Here is a 16,947-nt window from a genome sequence, read left to right on the forward strand (position 1 = left end):
CATGAGCGAAAATTCAGTTAAAGAAAAATCATTAAACCTTAGTAAAGAAAATAAAATCAAATTTAATTTGTCCTCACTTATAAGAATTAAAGACTTGTATCAACTTTTTGAAGAAGAAATTAAAGATGATGATTATGATTATGCTCAACGTTTTAAGAATGGGAGTACACAGCTTACTGAGTTTTCAGACTACGTTTTCAGTCATATGTTTATGGGTAATGAGCTGAATTATTCTGATATTGAGAGGTTTAATAATCTAGATCAGTTAGCTCCTGAAGACGACGAATACAGTAGTTATCAGGCCGCAATTGCGGTGAATATTGTCATGATTGCAACCAATATCATAAAAATTGTAAAAGGAGAGGAGTCGAAGATAAAATCAACAATAGATTATACTTTAGATGTAATCAATAACCTGAAATCTGAAGAGTTTTTTAATAATAATCCTGATGGAGATGATGAAGAAAGTGAAGAATATCTTGAACAATTTTATGATAATGAAATAGCTGCAGAAGATAGACTGATAGATAGTATTGACAATATTTCACAAAATGATTTTATAGCATTTAATGAGGAAAATATGATCAATTAATACTGAACCTCCTATTATAATGATATGACGGATCTACCTGTCATATTTAAAAGGGTAGACGAAATTCAATCCATATATGAAAAAAATATTCTCAAAACTTAAAGGTTTTGTGGTGTTTAGTCCACAGCTTTTAGCAAAAATATCTGGAAGAAAATCACCTTTCAGGTAATAATATTTTAAAGTATTTTGTAGAAAATAAACATGAAATGGATATATCTTATAAATGGGAAGGTGGTGAAGTTACATTTAAAGGATATAAATAAATACTATATAGTATATAAAGAAAATTGAATTTGAAGATGGGCCATCCAAATGGGAATTATTGGATCATATTATTCAAGATGAAGAAGAATATGATTTAGCCCGTACTGAAGCATCGAAAATTTTAGAAATTGCTGAAATTCCGGGTCATATAAAAGACAAGATTATGAAAACCCTCATTGGAGTTATCGAAAATACAGAAGATTACGATGTTAAAAACTATGCAATAAGTGCGATGGTAAATTTTGTAGAATATTCTCAAATAAGAACTGTCGCAAAAAATCTGGTTTTAAACATAGATGAAGATATTGATATACGTTATAATACTTTTGACGTTATCAAAAAAACTTCTGACATAGATGAAAGAAATGAAATACTAAAGAAGTTACTTAATGATACGGATTTTCAGAAATCTGCTCGGACAGTTCTTAGTTTTTGAGGCAAGTATTGTAAAGTTTATTAAATCATTAGAATAAAAATAATATGTAATCCAAATCCAATTCAAATATATTATGAAAAAAATATTCTCTGAACTTAAAGGTTTCGTGATATTCAGTCCACAGCTTTTAGCGCAGTATCTGCAGGATCATCAGCTTTCAGGTACTAATATTTTAAAATATTTCGTAGAAAATGAACATGGCGATGAAATAACAAAGTCGGGAATTGCTATTCCGATAATAGGGGTAGAAGAAGATTATTATGCATTCCGTGTTTCTGTGAATGATGAAAAGATTCTGAGTGATGAAGAAGTAGAGGTGGAATCAAAAGGCTGGATATTTCAGACTGCGAATAATGAAGTGAAAATTGTCGGCATTGGATATCTGAAGGATATCGCTGCCATCAGTGAAGAAAACAGTGTTACCCTTTCTCTTGAAAACGGGTGGTACTCCTTAAAAATAAGGGGCGGAAATAAAAATGGTGAAAGATTATTTGAACTGAATATGCAGAAACAGGACATGCATCCTGCTTTTAGTGGAGATATCACCACTGAATATTACTACGGATAGTATTTAAAGCTTAATACTTCCTGTGTAAGGATAAATAGCTGATGGTGAGTTCTTAATGTTTATGTTTGACAAATTTGAGAAAATAAAGTTTTCTGCAAAGTTGCAGAAATACGAATTTTATTGAAAAAATATTTTGTCAGTAATAAAAAACTTTCTATATTTGCACCACTGAAAACAACGGTATTACCGGAGTTTAAGGAGAGTTGGCAGAGTGGTCGATTGCGGCAGTCTTGAAAACTGTTGACTGTAACAGGTCCGGGGGTTCGAATCCCTCACTCTCCGCAAAAATCCTTGAATCAAATGATTCAAGGATTTTTTTATTGCTCATCATCCTAAAGAGCAATTCCTTAGAATCACATCTGATAAATGATTTTTCATATTCTGGACATTTTCCTGAATTCGGTAGGTCTCATATTGGTTAACTGATAAAAATTATTGCTGAAAGCGGCAATATGGGAGTACCCAATTTCATAAGTAATTTCAGTCATATTCAGATCGGTATCTTTAATTAATTCCATAGGCCGGAAAATCTTAAGCATTTTTTAGATCAAGAAAAGAAAATATACCTTATCAGAAAGCAGGTGATTCGTTAATGTAAATCTTTCAGATATTTTTAAGTTCAAGATTTGGAAAACGTAACTTTCTTCTAATCCTGCAGAATCCCATTTTTGCAGGGTTTTTTGTTCTCTGATTTCCGAAATTTTCAGGTGTTTCCAGGTACTGTTTTGTGGAGTGTTTTCATGTTTACATTCTTATATCATATTATTGTTTAGGCTGACTGTTTCGTAATTATTTGTAGTTAGAGCATAAAAAATGGTAATCGAAAATGATGATTTGCCTCTTTTTTAATAATGAAAAGTGTGCTTTTTACATTTTTTTTTCGTGTAAAATGAAAAAAAAATTAACTCTTCTTATCATAATATTTATTCGGAAAAAAATAATCTTTTTAAGAGTATTGTAAAATTGCAATTGATTGTGAATTCATATCTTATGAAATAAGTAAGTGTAAAAACAATGATAACCTTATCATATTTTTTATACAATTGATATCATAAAAATTCGATATGTAAATCATTGATAAGCAGTAGATAATAGCGGATTTATTTTTTTTATTCAGATGAATTTTTATATTTGTAATGTTACCAAAATGTTAACAAACTAATGAATCAGAACTTTATTCATACCTATGTCTCTGTAGATTGTGTTGTCTTTGGATTTGACCATGAAAACAGGTTGAATATATTACTAGTACAACGCCATGTTGATGACGTTCCGTTGGAAAAGCAGATCAAACTTCCTGGAAGTCTTATTTTCAGCGATGAGGATGTAGATGATGCAGCACAAAGGGTACTGCATGAACTGACAGGGATTAAAAAAATGGTTCTCAAACAGTTCAAATGCTTTGCCGATCCCATGAGAGCGAGCAATGCCCATGATATCAAATGGATGGATCAGGAATACAAACATCATATAGACAGGATCATTACAGTGGCCTATCTTTCTCTTTGTAAAATAGATCATAAGATCAATAGTACAAAATATGATACCGTAGACTGGTATCCTGTTGATGAGGTTCCGGTACTGCCTTTTGATCATAACAAAATTATCACTGAATCTTTAATGGAGATCAGAAAATGGATTGAATCTGATTTCTCCATTATTTTTGAGCTGCTGCCTAAAAGATTCACCATAAGACAGCTTTATCAGCTGTACAGTGCTTTAAATGAAAAGAATATTGATATTAAGAATTTTCATAAAAAAATATCCTCATTCCCCTATATCGTTCCTTTGGATGAAATTCAAAAAGATGTATCACACCGCGCCGCAAGATATTACCGATTTGATGCTAAAATCTACAAGAAAAACAATACAAAACTTATAAAATAACCCTTTTAAAAAAATTATGTACTTACTAGGCTATGACATTGGCAGTTCTTCTGTGAAAGTGTGTCTCATTGAGGCGTCCAGCGGAAAAGTGATTGCTTCTGAATTTTCTCCTAAAAAAGAGATGAAAATCACTGCTATAAATCCCGGATGGGCAGAGCAAAATCCGGTAGACTGGTGGATCAATCTTAAGTTGGCACACGATGCTGTCATGCATGAATCCGGAGTACATGCAGAAGATATCAAAGGAATTGGAATTACCTGGCAGATGCATGGGTTGATCCTTGTAGACAAAGATCAGAACCTTTTAAGACCATCCATTATCTGGTGCGACAGCCGTGCTGTACCTTATGGTGAAAAGGCTTTCAAAACCATAGGAGAAGAAAAATGTCTTTCACATCTGTTGAATTCACCGGGAAACTTTACAGCATCAAAGCTTGCCTGGGTAAAAGAAAATGAGCCTGAGATCTTTGAAAAGATAGATAAAATAATGCTTCCCGGAGACTATATTGCCATGAGACTTTCAGGGCAGATAGGAATGACCATTGAAGGATTATCAGAAGGAATATTCTGGGATTTTAAAAACAACTGCATTTCGGAAGATATCATTAACCACTATGGAATTCCTGAAAGTTTCTTCCCGGAAATTGTACCTACATTTGGTATTCAGGCAACAGTTTCAAAGGCAGCATCAGAAGAATTAGGCTTAAAGGAAGGTACACCTATTTCTTACAGAGCAGGAGACCAGCCCAACAATGCGCTTTCCCTGAATGTCTTTAACCCTGGAGAAATTGCCTCTACAGCAGGAACTTCAGGAGTGGTTTATGGGGTGCTGGACCAGCTGGAATATGATAAATTATCAAGGGTCAATACATTTGCCCATGTCAATTACACACCGGAACAGATCAGGCTTGGGGTTTTACTGTGTATCAACGGAACCGGAATTTTAAATTCCTGGCTGAAGCACAATTTTGCAACTTCGCTTTCTTCCTATGGTGATATGAATGATATGGCTTCACTTTCACCCATCGGATCTAAAGGGTTAAGCATTATTCCTTTTGGAAACGGAGCTGAAAGAGTGCTGGAAAATAAGGATACAAGCTGTTCAATTCACGGAATAAACTTTAATATCCATTCAAAAGGCGATATTCTTCGTGCGGCACAGGAAGGTATTGTATTCTCTTATGAATATGGAATGGATATCATGAGAAATATAGGCATGGATATCCAGGTGATCCGTGCAGGAAATGCCAATATGTTTTTAAGTTCAATCTTTCGCCAGTCGCTATCCAGTGTCAGCAATGCGGTTATTGAACTTTATGATACCGATGGAGCGGTAGGAGCAGCAAGAGCTGCCGGAATGGGAATAGGATTTTATTCAGATTCCAGAGAAGCATTCTCTTCACTCGAAAAAATAGCAGTGATAGAGCCCGAACACGAAAAACAGGAACAATATTTAGAAGCCTATGCCAGATGGAAACATCATCTTAACGAAATAATCTAGGACCATTACAACAGCATTTTTCATCCTCTTACTGACTTTTCAGAATCAGTGAGAAGGGAATTTCTACGCAAAAAATTAAAAACAAAAATAAAAATAATCAAATAAATATGAACACTTTAACAGGTACAAAAGAGTTTTTTACAGGTATTGAAAAAATTAAGTTTGAAGGGAAGGAAAGTAAGAACCCGTTGGCATTCCGTTACTATGATGCGGAAAAGATCGTGATGGGAAAACCTATGAAAGACTGGACAAGATTTGCGATGGCATGGTGGCACACCTTATGTGCCAACGGAAGCGATCCGTTCGGTGGACCTACCATTCACCACCCATGGGATATCGGAAACGATCCGGTAACAAGAGCAATGCACAAAATGGATGCAGGTTTCGAATTCATGTCTAAAATGGGATTTAACTATTACTGCTTCCATGATATCGATCTGGTAGACCCTGCCAACAACTGGAAGGACTACGAGAAAAATATGCAGACTATTGTGGAATATGCAAAACAAAAACAGCAGGAAACAGGAATTAAGCTTTTATGGGGAACAGCCAATGTTTTCACTCATGAAAGATACATGAACGGTGCTTCTACCAATCCGAATTTTGATGTAGTAGCCTGTGCAGGAACTCAGGTGAAAAATTCAATAGATGCAACCATAGCACTTGGTGGTGAAAATTATGTTTTCTGGGGTGGAAGAGAAGGATATATGAGCCTTTTGAACACAGACATGAAGCGTGAAAAAGATCACCTTGCCCGTTTCCTTTCCATGTCAAGAGACTATGCACGCCAGCAAGGTTTTAAAGGAACTTTCCTGATTGAACCTAAACCAATGGAGCCTACCAAGCATCAGTACGATTATGATTCTGAAACAGTAATCGGATTCCTTAGACATTACGGATTAGATAAGGATTTTAAACTGAATATCGAAGTGAATCACGCTACATTGGCAGGTCACACATTCGAGCATGAACTTCAGGTTGCAGTAGATGCAGGACTTTTAGGAAGCATTGATGCCAACAGGGGAGATTATCAGAACGGTTGGGATACAGATCAGTTCCCAATTGATTATTACGATATGGTTCAGGCATGGCTTGTATTGCTTCCGGCAGGAGGTCTGGGAACCGGAGGGGTAAATTTTGATGCCAAAATCAGAAGAAATTCTATTGATGCTGAAGATCTGTTCATTTCCCACATTTCAGGAATGGATGTATTTGCAAAAGGTCTTCTTGCTGCAGCTGATATCCTTGAAAATTCAGATTACAAAAAGCTGAGAACAGACCGTTATGTTTCTTTTGATAACGGAAACGGAAAAGCATTTGAAGAAGGTACGCTTACACTGGAAGATCTGCAGAGAATAGCTCACGAAATCGGCGAACCACAGCCAAAAAGCGGAAAACAGGAATTGTTTGAAGCCATCGTGAATATGTATATATAATTAAAAATAAAAGGCTTATAAACACTAAGGATTTTTATACACAATAATTATTAAAGAGCCTTTTATTCAACAACTAATATTAAAATAATAATTATGAACCGATTTTATTTCAATAAAAGCAATAGAGCAGCACTGTTTTTTGCAATGACTCTATTGCCTTGCGGCATAGCATATTCACAGGTTAAGAAAGATACAGTAGCTAAAGAAAATAAAATAGATGAAGTTGTTGTGATAGGATATGGAACCCAGAGAAAAGAAGCTGTGACAGGTTCTGTAGCCACTGTAAAAGGAGATGCCCTGCGTGAAGTACCTTCTGCCAACATTACCCAGGCATTACAGGGAAGGACAGCTGGGGTAGATATCTCACAAACCTCCACAAAACCGGGGGCTGCCATGCAGATCCGTATCAGGGGAACAAGATCTCTGACAGGAGATAATAACCCATTGATTGTATTGGATGGTATTCCTTTCGTAGGGTCACTGGGAGACATCAGCTCAAGTGATATCAAAAGTATTGACATCCTGAAAGATGCTTCTGCTACAGCCATCTACGGGTCAAGAGGAGCAAACGGTGTTATTCTCGTTACTACGAACAGAGGAGCAAAAGGGCAGAGGCCTAAATTTACCTATAACACCTTTACAGGAGTTCAGACCTTGTTTTCAAAATATCCGATGATGGATGGTCCTAAGTTTGCAAAACTGCGTGCTTATGCCATTCCTGCGGGAAATAAAACGCCATTGTATTCCAACGGAGCTGATGAAAATAACAGCGTCAATACTGACTGGCAAAGCCTGTTTTATAAGCCGGCGATGATGACCAGTCACGATGTAGGGGTTTCAGGAGGAACAGAAGGTGGAAATTATAACGTAGGATTATCCTATTTTAAACAAAATGCATTAATTCCTATTCAGAGTTACGAAAGATTTGCCCTGAGAATGGCGATTGACCAGCAGGTAGGATCTGTCTTTAAGTTTGGTTTTACAACCAATACAAACTATTCTGTTTCTGAAGGAAACGGAGTAAATCCTGGAGCGGTTCTGGGATATTCTCCGATTGCCAATCCTTACAATGCGGACGGAAGCCCGAAAAGAGTAATGAGCACCGCAGGCGGTATCGATCAGACATGGATTTATACCAGAAGAAGCCTGGAGAGCCTGGCGGAGAAATATATTGATGAAACCAAATCTTTTGCATCCTATAACAACCTTTACGGAGAAGCCAGCCTTCCAGTCAAAGGATTGAAATACAGGTTAAATGTAGGGTTGGATTTCCGTACTTCAAACAGCGGCAACTACAGTGGTGTAGGAGTCTTCAATACAAACCCTCTGGGACCGTCAGCGGCAGGAAAAGGGAATAATCAGACTTATCACTGGGTATTGGAAAACCTCCTGACTTACGACCGTACATTCGGAAAACATAAGATCAACGCTGTAGCATTATACTCTGCAGAACAGAACAAGTATACAAGCTCATACATGAGTGCAAAAAATGTCCCTGCAGACTTTTTCCAGTATTATAACCTGGGACAGTCTCCTCAGGCAGATATTACAGTAAGACCTGAAGACCAGGCGTACTGGAAAACAGGCCTGCTTTCAGCGATGGGAAGAATCATGTATACGTATGATAACAGGTACATGCTTACAGCCACACTCCGTGCCGACGGATCTTCCAGACTGGCACCGGGTAACAAATGGCATACATATCCTGCATTATCATTAGGATGGAATGTTACCAACGAATCCTTCATGCAGAATATCAAAGCGATTAATCTCCTGAAATTCAGAGCGGGATGGGGGCAGACTTCCAATCAGGCAGTAGATCCATATACGACGATGGGAAGATTTAACGTGGCTCCTTATAATTACGGAAGCGCAGGAAGTGCAGGAATCTATGGAAATCAGCCGCCTAATCCAAACCTTGGTTGGGAATATTCAAAAACACAAAACTACGGGGTAGACTTCGGGATCCTGAACAACCGCCTTACGGGAAGTGTGGAATATTACAAAACCCATACATTTGACCTGCTGACACAAAAAAGTCTTCCGGCAACAAGCGGTTGGTCATCCATCGTTTCCAATGTAGCCGAAACAGAAAATAAAGGGGTGGAAATTTCCTTGAACGGAGTTATTTTTGATAATCCGGATGGGTTTACCTGGGAAGCCGGAGTTAATTTCTATACCAATAAAAACAAAATTTTGTCTCTTGCATCCGGGACACAACGTGACATCAATAACTCATGGTTTGTAGGACATAATATCAATTCATTGTATGATTATCAGTACATCGGTCTTTGGCAGGCTGGCGACCCGTATCAGAGCATTCTGGAGCCGGGAACTGCTGCCGATGTTATAGGATCTATCAAAGTTCTTTACACCGGAGGCTATAATGCTGACGGAACTCCGGTAAGAGCAATTGGACCGGATGACAGACAGATTTTTGATACAGCCCCGAAATTCCAGGGAGGATTTAATATGCGTTTTGCCTACAAGAACTTTGAACTGAGCACAGTAGGAGCTTTCCAGCACGGAGGAATCCTGGTGAGTACGATTTACGGATCTGCAAGTTATCTTAACAGATTAACGGGTAGAGGAAATAACGTGGATGTAGATTACTGGACAGAAGATAATACCGGTGCCTATTTTCCGCGTCCGGGACGTCATTTGAGCGGCGATAATCCGAAGTATTCTTCTACTTTAGCGATGTTTGATGCTTCTTACCTTAAGCTTCGTACCATTACATTAGGCTATAATGTCAATAAAGATTTTTTAAAGGATCTGAAAATTACCAGCTTAAGAATTTACTTTACGGTAACCAATCCTGTTGTGCTATTCTCACCTTATCATAAGTTCTCAGGAATGGATCCGGAACCAAACTCTTTCGGAAATGAAAACCAGGCAGTAAGCGGATATCCAAACCGCCAGCTTGTCATAGGAACGAACAACCCTTCCACAAGAAATTACTTAATGGGACTTAACTTAACCTTTTAAAACTGTACTGTCATGATAAATTTTAACAAAAAACTGCTATTAGGAGCAATCTTTTTATCCTTAACATTTACAGGTTGTAGTGAAATTCTTGATGAGCAGCCAAGAGCAATCTATACAGCTGACTATTTTAATACACCGGATGGAGTTAATCAGGGATTTACGGCTTTATACAGACAGATGAGATTACTGTATGGCAATGGCTACTTTATGAGCAATTGTCAGAACGGAACTGATGAATCTACCTGGGCACAAAGTGCGGATGGAAACTTCAAAGAATTGGATATGTCCGGAAACGGTATTATCAATTCCAATACTTTTCCTACAAGTATGGTCTGGAACTCCGTATTTCCGTATATCAATACTGCCAACGGAATCATTGAAAAAGGACCAGGATTCGGAATTGCAGAATCTATGATTTCTGAAGCCCGTTTCTTCCGCGGATTTTACTACTTCATGCTCGTACAGACCTATGGAGGAGTTCCTCTGGATTTAGGAGCAGGGGAATTGAAATATAACACTTTACCTTCCACCTCTTCCGTAAGAAATACCGTACCAGAAGTATATACAAAAACGGTTTTTGCTGACCTTAAAAAAGCAATAGAAAACTTACCTGTATCACCAAGGGTAACAGGTGGTGTAACTAAAAATGTTGCAAGATTGATGCTTGCCAAAGCTTACCTTACTTATGGATGGTGGCTGCAGAATCCAAACAGCATTCCAACTTATCCCGAAGTGGCAAGAACTGATCCTGACGGACACAATGCCCAGTGGTATTTCCAGCAGGCTTATGATATCGCTATGGAAGGAATCAACAATCCCGGACCTTATGCGCTTCAGCCTACTTTCTATGATGTAAATGTAGGTTCCAATGACAGGAATACCGAATCTATGCTGTATGCAGACCATACACAGTCGAGCACATACTACAACGAAAGTGATCCTGTAGGATTTGGATCAGGCTGGGCACCGGACAATTTTGCAGCATGGATGCAGACCTGGAACTATACGGCCATCAAAAGCAGTAAAACCACAGCGTGGGAAGGAGCGGACGTTGTAAGCGCCGTACAGAGAGAAGCAGCACAGCCATTGGGACGTCCATGGGTGCGTATGTGTCCTACCTTAGGTGTTATCAAAAATACTTTTGCAGATAAAACCAACGATTCCCGTTATGATGGAACTTTTGTAACCACCTACAGAGGAAACTGGAACAAGAATGGAACAGGCCTTACAACGGTTCCTGTACTTTATAATGCCAATAATTTACCTGTACAGCCGGGAGGAGCTATCTTAAGCTTCCTGAATGATGACAGCCAGACGCCTTCTTACCCTACAGGATCCGGACAAAGCGGTGTAGGAGCAGGAACCCTTCCGGGAAGAGCAGACTGGGTGATCGCACCAAACGGAATCAGCAGAATTGTATATCCGGGTCTTTGGAAAATAGGAACTTACCGTACCGATGATCCAAATGGATTAGGATATCCGAATGCAGGATTAACCCGTCCTTTCAGTGTTGCCAAATTTTCAGAATTCTATTTTATTGCTGCAGAAGCAGCTGTAAAAGGGGCTTCAGGAGCTATGACAGCCAGAGATCTTATCAACGTCATCCGTGCCCGTGCCGGAAAATGGAAGTTCAATAATGCACAGAATACCGCTTATGTAGCAGATAACAGTGCAGCGATGACGGCTGCTACGCCATCTGTAATTACCATTGATTATATCCTTGCAGAAAGATCCCGTGAATATTACGGAGAATTCTACAGATGGTATGATCTGGTACGTACACAGAAGTGGGGCGATTATGCAGCTACTTATCAGATCGGAGGAGCTTCTTATGGAGATCACGCTCCGCAGACGGTGACAAGAACAATAAAACCTTTCCATTATCTGAGACCGATTCCTCAGAATCAGATTGATGCGATGGAAGTATCGGCAGATATTAAAGCAAAATATCAGAATCCAGGATACAATTAATTTTATTCTACATTCATATCAGCAACAGAGTAGGTGTGCAGGCACCTGCTTTGTTTATCTGAATTAAAATTTAAAAACTATGGAAAAAACCTGGCGTTGGTTTGGCAAAAAAGACAAAATAGCACTCAGCACACTTCGTCAAATAGGAGTAGAAGGAATTGTTTCTGCTCTGCATGATATCCCAAACGGAGAAATCTGGAATTCAGAGGCCATTATTGATTATAAAAACTATATAGAAAGCCACGGACTTCGCTGGTCTGTTGTGGAGAGTCTTCCCGTAAGTGAAGCTATCAAATACGGAGGTGAAGACCGTGACTCTTTAATAGAAAATTATATCACGAGCCTTGAAAATCTGGGTAAAGCAGGAGTTACAACAGTTTGCTACAATTTTATGCCCGTTCTCGACTGGGCACGCACCGACCTCTTTCACGAATGGGAAGACGGTTCATCCTCACTTTATTTTGACAAAGCCAAGTTTGCGTATTTTGAAATTCATATCCTTAAAAGAGAAGGAGCAGAAAACGATTATACTTCAGAAATCCTTCAAAAAGTAGAAGAATTAAAAAATACCTTAACGGAAAAAGATAATCATGAGCTGATCGATTCAGTCATTGTAAAAACACAGGGATTCGTGAACGGAAATATCAAAGAAGGTGAATTGAATCCTGTAGAAAAGTTCAAAAGTTTACTGGCATTGTATGATGGTATAGATAAACATCAGCTTCGCCAGAACATGAAACATTTCCTCGAAAAAATAATGCCTGTCTGCGAAAAATGGAATATCCAGATGTGTGTACATCCTGATGATCCGCCTTTTTCATTACTGGGCTTACCCAGAATAGTGACCAATGAAGAGGATATTGACTGGCTTCTGAAAGCTGTTGATAACCCTCACAACGGGTTAACGTTCTGTGCCGGATCTTTAAGCGCCAACCTTCAGAATGATGTTCCGAAACTGGCAGAGAAATTTGCCCACAGAACCAAATTCGTTCACCTGAGAAGTACAAATGTCTTTGAAAACGGCGATTTCATCGAGGCTCATCATCTGGGTGGAAGAGGAAAGCTTATTGAAGTGATCCGTGTTTTCGAAAAAGAAAATCCTGATCTTCCGATGAGAATAGACCACGGAAGACTTTTAACAGAAGATATTGACAAAGGATATAATCCCGGCTATTCATTTTTAGGAAGAATGCTGGCATTGGGCCAGATCGAAGGAGTAATGGCTGCCGTTCAGTCAGAATTACAGAAAAATTAATCTGCGTTTGTAATAAATAGTAAAAAGTAAAATGAAAGACCTGTTTAGTATTAAAAACAAAGTAGCAGTCATCACAGGGGCTTCAGGCGTTTTGGGAGGCAGCCTTGCCAAAAGTTTTATAGAAGCCGGCGCCAAAGTTGTCGCACTCGGAAGAAACCAGGAAACACTGGATGCCCGTGTAAAAGAGCTTACAGATTTGGGAGGTGATGCAATCGCTGTAGAAGCCAATGTGATGGATATTGAAAGCCTTGAAGCTGCTTCTGTGAAAATAAAGGAAAAGTATGGCAGTATTGACATTCTGCTCAATATAGCGGGTGGAAATATCCCGGCAGCCACTTTATCTCCCGAACAGTCATTTTTTGATATGGATATGAAGGGATGGGGTGAAGTTACCGATCTTAATATCAACGGAACCGTTTACCCGAGCTATGTTTTCGGAAAAGTAATGGCGGTGCAGGGAAGCGGAAACATTATTAATATTTCTTCCATGGCCGCCTATTCAGCAATTACAAGAGTAGCCGGATATTCTTCAGCCAAATCCGCAATCACCAATTTTACCCAATGGCTGGCCTCTGATCTGGCATTGAAATTTGGAGATAAAATACGCGTTAATGCCGTGGCTCCCGGATTTTTCATTGGAGATCAGAACCGCGCAATCCTTCTGAATCCAGATGGAAGCTTAACGGAGAGAAGCAAAAAAGTAATGGCGAAAACACCCATGCAGAGATTTGGAAAAGTAGAAGAACTGAACGGGGTTGTACAGTTTCTGTGTTCCGATGCTGCAAGTTTCATCACAGGAGCACTGATTCCTGTTGACGGAGGTTTCAGCGCATTCAGCGGAGTATAAAAAGCTAATTTCTTCATATCATCAAACAGAACCTTAGTGGTTTCATTAAGGGTTCTGTTTTTAGGTGTACTAAAGTGTTTTAAAACAAAGCTTTTGTGACTTTGCAGAGTGTAAACAATTTAATTAAAATTCAGGATTGTAAAAATAAATAATGAGTAATTCCATTAAAAATAAAAACGTTTTCGGAGAATTGTTTTTGCTTGAATCAGCAAAGGCAGAGAATCTGTATTTCGGATATGCCAAAGACATGCCGGTGATCGATTATCACAATCATCTGGAACCGGATGTTATTTCTGCCAATCAGAACTTCCGTTCTCCAAACGCTATCTGGCTGGATGGTGATCATTATAAATGGAGAGCCATGAGAAATTTTGGAATTGATGAACAGTTTATTTCCGGAAATGCTTCAGATCAGGAAAAATTCATGAAATGGGCCGAAGTGGTGCCTTATACCCTTCGCAATCCGCTGTTTCACTGGACGCATCTGGAACTCAAAAATCCTTTTGGTATCAACGAATATTTATCACCCAATAATGCAGATACGGTGTATCATCAGATGAATGAAAGTCTGCAGACACCTGGTTTTTTACCACAATCCATTATTGAAAATTTTAAAGTAGAAGCCTTATGTACTACAGATGATCCTGCTGATGATTTGGTTCATCATAAAGCTTTAAAACACAGTGGGTTTAAAACAGCTGTTCTTCCTGCTTTCCGCCCTGATGCTTATATTAATATGATTAATCCCGAACAGTATCTTTCAGGAATTAAAAAGCTTGAAAAAGTCTGTGGATTTTCCATCGTGTCAGCTTCTGATCTGTTGAATGCACTTCAGTCCAGAATCAATTATTTTGTGGAAGCAGGGGCAAAAGTAGCCGATCACGGCTTTGAATATTTCCCGGACACCACAAAGTGGAATCAAAACCTTGAAAAAGAATTTTCCGGATTCCTGAAAGGGAATATTTCAACATTTTCCGATCCGGATGCCTTATGCGGCTATATGCTGAAAGAGCTTTGCAAAATGTATGCAGAAAAAGGCTGGGTACAGCAGTTTCATGTAGGGGCAACCCGAAACAACAATTCAGAAATGTTCAGAAAAATGGGCGCCAATGCAGGATATGATGCCATTGGAGAACCCTATTATGCACAGCGATTGAGTGTTTTGCTGGATGCATTGAATTCAGAAGAAAAACTGGCCAAAACCATTATATACAATCTGAATCCGGCATGTAATGAAGTTTTGGCAACTCTTGCCGGAAATTTCAACGAAGGAGGCATAAAATCCAAAGTACAGTTTGGAGCAGCCTGGTGGTTTCTCGATCAGCTTGACGGGATGACCAAACAGATGAATACACTTTCCAATATCGGTCTGATCAGCACTTTTGTAGGAATGCTGACCGATTCCCGAAGCCTGCTGTCATTCTCAAGACATGATTATTTCAGAAGGCTTTTATGTAATATGTTCGGAAGTGAAATGGAAAGAGGTCTTCTTCCCGATGATGAAAAATGGGTAGGAAAGATCATTCAGGATATCTGTTATCATAATACCAAAAATTATTTTGAAATCTAATACCATGCAGGATTCATCGAAAATATTATGTTTCGGGGAACTGCTTCTCCACTTTGCCCCGGATTCCGAAGGAAACTGGTTGAATGAGCAGTCTCTGAAGATGTATGTTGGCGGAGCAGAATACAATGTAGCAGCAGCACTTTCTCAATGGAAAAATTCTGTGAAATTGTTATCAGCTTTACCGGAGAATTTCGTAGGAAACCAGCTGGAATCTCAGCTTAACAGTAAAGGAATAGAAGTCCTTGCAGAAAAAACTCAGGGAAGAATAGGAACATTTTATCTTTCTTCTGATGGAGATATGCAGAATGCTTCAGTGGTGTATGATCGTTTTCCGTCTGTTTTTACCCAATCGGATTTTGAAACTTTCAGTGATGATGAGATATTTTCAGGAGTAAAATGGCTGCATATCAGTACCATCACACCGGCTTTGAGTGACAATGCATTCCGCAAATGTTTACAGATCATGAAAGAAGCCAGAACAAGAAATATTACAGTTTCTCTCGACCTGAATTACAGGGCGTTGCTTTGGCAAAACCAGAATCCTCACAAAATTAAAGAGGTGATGCCTTTTGTGAATGTCCTTATGGGAAATATCTGGTCTGTGGAGAAGTTCCTGAATATTCCGGTTGAATATGAGCTTAACGGAAATTTTGATGATGAAAATCTTCTGAAACAGGCCGAAAAAACAGCATTGGAAATCAGAAGACAATTCCCGGGGGTGGAAAAAGTTGCGAATACTTTCCGCTTTACAAACGGAGAACAGGTGAATTACTTTGCCACCTTATTTGCTGATGAGAAACTTTTGTTTTCAGAAAAATATAATTCAGATACCATTGAAGAAAGGGTAGGAAGCGGTGATTCTTTCATGGCCGCCTTAATTCATGGAATTTTAAAAGGAAATTCTGATGAGCAGATCCTTGAGGATGCGACAAAAGTTGCTTTTAAAAAACTTTTCGTAAAAGGAGATACCATTGATGAAAGCATTAATATCGAAAAATTATGAGTGAAATACTACAAAAAATAAAAGACCAGAAAATCATTCCGCTGTTTTACAACGAATCGTTTGAAGTCTCAAAAAATATCGTAAAAGCTTTATACGAAGCAGGAATCCGTGTAATAGAATATACCAACCGCGGTCATCAGGCACTGGAAAATTTCACTAAGCTGAAAGAAATTTCCCATACAGAATTTCCTAGTCTGTTGTTAGGAATCGGAACGGTAAAAAACATACAGGATATGGATGATTATGCTAACGTAAAAGCAGACTTTATCATTACACCAGTGATCAGTGAAGCATTGGTAAAACATGCCCTCGAAAAAAATATCCTTCTGATTCCGGGCTGTTTTACCCCTTCCGATATCAATATTGCGTATCAGAACGGTTTAAAACTGGTTAAAATATTTCCGGCTGATGCTTTAGGGAAGAACTACATCAAATCGGTACAACCTGTTTTTCCGGGAATGAATTTTATGCCAACCGGAGGAATCCATGCTGAAACTGAAGATATCAGTGAATGGCTTAATGGAGGTGCCATAGCAGCAGGACTGGGAAGTTCCCTAATTGGAAAAGATTTTAATGAAGAAGAACTGACAGTGAAAACAAAAAAATTATTACAACAACTTAATCAATAA

At 38.6% G+C, this 16,947-nt stretch carries 14 protein-coding genes and 1 tRNA gene; 14 read left to right on the forward strand and 1 reads right to left on the reverse strand.

The features are described from left to right. Window position 1 precedes the first annotated feature (1 nt). The 4 genes from FFS26_RS03690 (at window position 2) to FFS26_RS03705 (ending at window position 2,142) form a co-directional block, all read left to right on the forward strand. Entirely contained in the window at window positions 2–592 is a 591-nt protein-coding gene (locus FFS26_RS03690) for a hypothetical protein (RefSeq protein WP_137904311.1), read from the forward strand. Between the two features lie 322 nt (window positions 593–914). Then, window positions 915–1,292 carry a hypothetical protein gene (locus FFS26_RS03695; protein ID WP_137904312.1) on the forward strand — a complete coding sequence of 126 codons (378 nt, stop codon included), beginning with the start codon at window positions 915–917 and terminating at the stop codon, window positions 1,290–1,292. 73 nt (window positions 1,293–1,365) lie between these two features. After that, the gene (locus FFS26_RS03700) at window positions 1,366–1,860 is read left to right on the forward strand and encodes a hypothetical protein (RefSeq protein WP_110009767.1); all 495 of its coding nucleotides are present in this window, start codon (window positions 1,366–1,368) and stop codon (window positions 1,858–1,860) included. 197 nt (window positions 1,861–2,057) lie between these two features. Then, window positions 2,058–2,142, forward strand: a tRNA-Ser gene (locus FFS26_RS03705). A gap of 92 nt (window positions 2,143–2,234) precedes the next feature. On the opposite strand, the gene FFS26_RS03710 is transcribed toward FFS26_RS03705, so the two are convergent. Further along, window positions 2,235–2,378 (reverse strand): helix-turn-helix domain-containing protein, encoded by a 144-nt coding sequence (locus FFS26_RS03710; RefSeq protein ID WP_228406496.1) that lies wholly within the window; start codon window positions 2,376–2,378, stop codon window positions 2,235–2,237. 643 nt (window positions 2,379–3,021) lie between these two features. Here FFS26_RS03710 and FFS26_RS03715 point away from each other — a divergent pair. From FFS26_RS03715 to FFS26_RS03760, 10 genes are all read left to right on the forward strand, one after another. Continuing rightward, entirely contained in the window at window positions 3,022–3,747 is a 726-nt protein-coding gene (locus tag FFS26_RS03715) for an NUDIX hydrolase (protein ID WP_110009768.1), read from the forward strand. A gap of 16 nt (window positions 3,748–3,763) precedes the next feature. Next, window positions 3,764–5,248 (forward strand): xylulokinase, encoded by a 1,485-nt coding sequence (locus FFS26_RS03720; RefSeq protein ID WP_137904313.1) that lies wholly within the window; start codon window positions 3,764–3,766, stop codon window positions 5,246–5,248. Between the two features lie 107 nt (window positions 5,249–5,355). After that, window positions 5,356–6,684, forward strand: a complete 1,329-nt coding sequence (xylA, locus tag FFS26_RS03725; RefSeq protein ID WP_137904314.1) for a xylose isomerase — start codon at window positions 5,356–5,358, stop codon at window positions 6,682–6,684. A gap of 93 nt (window positions 6,685–6,777) precedes the next feature. Then, window positions 6,778–9,672, forward strand: a complete 2,895-nt coding sequence (locus FFS26_RS03730; protein WP_110009771.1) for a SusC/RagA family TonB-linked outer membrane protein — start codon at window positions 6,778–6,780, stop codon at window positions 9,670–9,672. A 12-nt stretch (window positions 9,673–9,684) separates the two neighbouring features. After that, window positions 9,685–11,643, forward strand: coding sequence for a RagB/SusD family nutrient uptake outer membrane protein (locus FFS26_RS03735; RefSeq protein ID WP_137904315.1), 1,959 nt, complete (start codon window positions 9,685–9,687; stop codon window positions 11,641–11,643). A 79-nt stretch (window positions 11,644–11,722) separates the two neighbouring features. Then, the gene (gene uxuA / locus FFS26_RS03740) at window positions 11,723–12,898 is read left to right on the forward strand and encodes a mannonate dehydratase (RefSeq protein WP_110009773.1); all 1,176 of its coding nucleotides are present in this window, start codon (window positions 11,723–11,725) and stop codon (window positions 12,896–12,898) included. A gap of 31 nt (window positions 12,899–12,929) precedes the next feature. Then, entirely contained in the window at window positions 12,930–13,745 is an 816-nt protein-coding gene (locus tag FFS26_RS03745; protein WP_137904316.1) for an SDR family oxidoreductase, read from the forward strand. A 151-nt stretch (window positions 13,746–13,896) separates the two neighbouring features. Then, window positions 13,897–15,315, forward strand: coding sequence for a glucuronate isomerase (uxaC, locus tag FFS26_RS03750; protein ID WP_137904317.1), 1,419 nt, complete (start codon window positions 13,897–13,899; stop codon window positions 15,313–15,315). Between the two features lie 4 nt (window positions 15,316–15,319). Further along, entirely contained in the window at window positions 15,320–16,318 is a 999-nt protein-coding gene (locus tag FFS26_RS03755; RefSeq protein WP_137904318.1) for a sugar kinase, read from the forward strand. After that, the gene (locus FFS26_RS03760) at window positions 16,315–16,947 is read left to right on the forward strand and encodes a bifunctional 4-hydroxy-2-oxoglutarate aldolase/2-dehydro-3-deoxy-phosphogluconate aldolase (protein WP_137904319.1); all 633 of its coding nucleotides are present in this window, start codon (window positions 16,315–16,317) and stop codon (window positions 16,945–16,947) included. Before FFS26_RS03755 ends, FFS26_RS03760 begins: the two co-directional genes overlap by 4 nt.

It is taken from the genome of Chryseobacterium sp. 2VB (assembly GCF_005503635.1).
GTDB classification, from domain to species: domain Bacteria; phylum Bacteroidota; class Bacteroidia; order Flavobacteriales; family Weeksellaceae; genus Chryseobacterium; species Chryseobacterium cupriresistens.